The organism is Nonomuraea aurantiaca, from assembly GCF_020215705.1.
GTDB lineage: Bacteria > Actinomycetota > Actinomycetes > Streptosporangiales > Streptosporangiaceae > Nonomuraea > Nonomuraea aurantiaca.
Genome location: NZ_JAIWNB010000092.1, coordinates 1 through 3,139 on the forward strand (window position 1 = coordinate 1; position 3,139 = coordinate 3,139).

Annotated in this window: 4 protein-coding genes and 1 pseudogene; 3 read left to right on the forward strand and 2 right to left on the reverse strand. The window is 66.3% G+C overall.

The features are described 5' to 3' along the window. Positions 1-97 (forward strand): annotated as a pseudogene (locus tag LDL49_RS56205) (IS5/IS1182 family transposase); the annotation flags it as partial. 194 nt (positions 98-291) lie between these two features. Here the strand turns inward: LDL49_RS56205 and LDL49_RS56210 are convergent. Next, a complete protein-coding gene (locus tag LDL49_RS56210) occupies positions 292-1,329 on the reverse strand; it encodes an FAD-dependent monooxygenase (RefSeq protein WP_225303149.1) in 1,038 nt (345 codons plus the stop codon). A gap of 75 nt (positions 1,330-1,404) precedes the next feature. Between LDL49_RS56210 and LDL49_RS56215 the strand changes: the two genes are divergently transcribed. Next, positions 1,405-1,992, forward strand: a complete 588-nt coding sequence (locus LDL49_RS56215) for a TetR/AcrR family transcriptional regulator (RefSeq protein WP_225303150.1) — start codon at positions 1,405-1,407, stop codon at positions 1,990-1,992. Positions 1,993-2,214: 222 nt separating this feature from the next. On the opposite strand, the gene LDL49_RS58105 is transcribed toward LDL49_RS56215, so the two are convergent. After that, positions 2,215-2,343, reverse strand: coding sequence for a hypothetical protein (locus tag LDL49_RS58105; RefSeq protein ID WP_263656768.1), 129 nt, complete (start codon positions 2,341-2,343; stop codon positions 2,215-2,217). Between the two features lie 301 nt (positions 2,344-2,644). Here LDL49_RS58105 and LDL49_RS56220 point away from each other — a divergent pair, with 301 nt between their 5' ends. Then, complete coding sequence (locus LDL49_RS56220) at positions 2,645-2,986, forward strand: hypothetical protein (protein WP_225303151.1); 342 nt, start codon at positions 2,645-2,647, stop codon at positions 2,984-2,986. The last annotated feature ends 153 nt before the right edge of the window (positions 2,987-3,139 follow it).

The window sequence follows — 3,139 nt, forward strand, 5'->3', positions numbered from 1 at the left end:
CGCCAGCTCCCAAGCCATGATCCAAATCGCGTCGATCAACAACCTCACCAAGCGCATAACGGACGAGACCACCCCAACCTGGCGAGGCACCTACTAGAACATAAGCCGCAATCTACTCAAATCAAATGCCCTCTGAGAGGTCGGTCGCCAGCGATACCGCCAACGTGCAATCGCACGTACGAGCGCAGGACCTGCTCATGAGAAGCTTCACCATCTGGTGGATCAGCCATCCCCGACCAGGCACGCCGCCTCCCGCGATTGATCAACACCGACCCAGAACTCACCGCCCTCTCAGGCGGGCAGGAGACGCATGAGGAGGTTGCGGGGTTCTGCCAGGCGGTGGCTGGCCAAGCCGGTCATGCGGCGCGACAACGTCACGATGCGCTGGGCGGGTTTCCTGCGTCGGGCGTCGTAGCCGTGCAGCCCGGACTCCACGTCTCCGGCGGTCTGCAGGCAGTCGGTGAGCGCGGCCGCATCCAGCAGCGCTTGACACGCCCCCTGCCCGAGTGAGGGTGTCATGGCGTGCGCCGCGTCGCCGACCAGAGCGACGTTGCCTGCCACGAACGACTCCAGATGGGGAGACAGGTCGTAGATCTCGTGCCGCAGCACCGCATCCTCGTCGGCTTCGGCGAGGATGCGTGGGATGGGGTCATGCCAGCCCGCGTAGCGGGCGCGCAGGTCGTTAAGGGACTCGCGGTGGCCCTCAGGGGTGGACACGGCGGCGTACCAGTTGGTGGAGCCAGGCTCTTGAGGTGTGATGCCGAACACCTGGCCGGGTCCCCACGTCTCGCCATGCTCGGGTGGCTCGAATCCGGCGACGCCCCGCCAGGCCACAATCCCGGTGTAGCGAGGTTGGGTGGCGGTGCCGAAGTAGGCGGTGCGAACCACGCTGCGCAGTCCGTCCGCCCCAACCACCAGGTCATAGTCCTTGCGCAGCGACTCCGGGTCGGTGATATTTGTCCCGGTCATGATCGCGGTATCTCCCACGGCGCTGAGCAGCAGGCCCATCAGTGAGATCCGGGACAGCATCAAGACAGGTACGCCGCCCTTGCGCTCGATGCGTTCCAGTGGCAGATCGGCGATCCGGCGACCGGCAGGCGTGCGGATCCGGGCCTTGCGGTAGGGGACCGTACGGTGGCGTAGTTCCTCGCCGAGGCCGAGTCGCGCGAGCGCGGCCTGTGCGTCGGGACGTAGGCCGAGCGCGGTGCCCTCCGGCCTGATCTGCGGCCAGCGTTCGAGCACGGTCACCTCCCAGCCGATGCTGCGCAGCCCGATGGCGGTGGCCAGTCCGCCGATGCCGGCACCGACGACGGCCGCGGTTCTCTTCATGTCACATCTCCTCTGTTCACCACAAATGTGGTACCACGGTTGTGGCAGATGGGGCAAGTCGCGATAATGAAGGCCATGGCGGAGAACCGGGATCGGCGCGACCAACTGCGTGACTCAGCGATCGAAGTGCTGGCCCATCAGGGCGGCAGGGGGCTGACCCACAGAGCCGTGGATCGCCAAGCAGGACTGCCGGAGGGCACGGCCAAGAACTACTTCGCCAGCCGCGACGCGCTGCTGCAGGCCGCCGCCGAGCGGTGCGTCGAGCGCTACTGGGCCGACCTGAAACGAGCGCAGGCAGCCCGGATCGAGGGGCGCGACGGGCTCGTCGCACTGCTGAGCGACCTGCTCGCCCGTGCGCTCACGGTCAACAGATCCAGAGTGCTGGCCTACCTCGAGTTGCACGCCGAGGCCGCACGAAGGCCGGCCCTGCAGCAGACGCTGGCCGAACTCACCAAGGCCGACCTCGCGCTGCACCTGGAGTCCCAACGGGCGGCGGGCCTACCCGCGACGCAGGCGGTCGCCGCCATGGTAACCATGTGTGTCAACACGGCCCTGACCTACCTGCTCACTCAGACCCCTCAGACGCTCAAGGCCTACGGTCTAGACGACCTCGACACCTTTCTGCGCGACCTCATTGACACCGCCTATTCCCTGAACCGGTAATGGCGGGCCCGGAGGCCGAGCGCTTCGCCGCCGGGTGCGGCGGCGGGCCGGGGGTGTGAACCTGGAGACGGTGCCCAGTGTCCAGCACGGTCCCCAGGGCGTCGTGTCCTCGTCCGCCTTCTCCGCCCGCGCGCCGTGCACCCGACCGTCGTTCAGGATTAGGGAGACGACGCGGTCGGCTCGGACCAGGCCTACCGCCTCGGGCGGCTCATGCACGGTGGGTCAGCGGGCGGGGTCGGGAAGGCTTCCTTCGCGGATCATCCGGCGCAGGCTGGTCCGCGCGGCGGCCAGCTCGTCCTCGAGTTCGGTGACGCGGCCGCGTAACTGCGGGTCTGGCCGCCGCCCCGGCAAGGTCGCCTAATACTTCGCGATAGTTGCTGGGATCTGCGCTGATGGTGACAGCGTCGAGCGGTGGCTTGATAAGGCGATGCTGCGACGTTGGCCGGTGTCTCTGTCATACCTGCGCGATTCGTCCTCGCCACCTTCCTCGGCTGGCCTGGGGGGGAGGGCGGCAGAGGAGGAGCGTCCCGGACGGGTGACCCGTGTTGGGCTTGCTCAGTGCCCTCGCTAATGTCCAGGGATGTCCTCCACTCGGTCCGCCGTTTCGCTGCTGTCCAGACAGGTGTGTCTTCGAATTCCGCTTCTGGCTGGCATGATCCTTCTCGCCGGTTTCATCGGCGCCGTGCTCGTCTACTTCCTTCCTTATGGCAGCAAGGCGCCCACGCTCGAACGCGGCACTGTCGTGGGCGTAACCGCCGACGCGTCGCAGATCGCCTTTCATCCTGAAGGAACTGGACTCCCCCGTGACATGGGTCACGGGTACGTGGTCAGCGACGTGGAGTGGATTGACCGTGAAGGACAGCGGCACAGTGGCGGCACACCACCCTGTATCAAGCCTGGTACTCAGGGGCAGCGCGTTGAGTTGGCCACCGTCCGGGTTCGCACCGAATCCGGCGGCTACTCCACTGTCGTCGCCTGGATTCAGTGCTTGTGATGCGGTTCACTCCAGGAGCCAGAGTGGAGCAATCGTCAAGAGTTGTGGATCGATTGAGAGCAGGATTCTCAGGACTGGTCTGTCATGTCGGTGGCGACGAGTTCGACCTCGAACCCGTCCGTGTCCTCCAGATAGGCGGCGTAATGCTGTTCG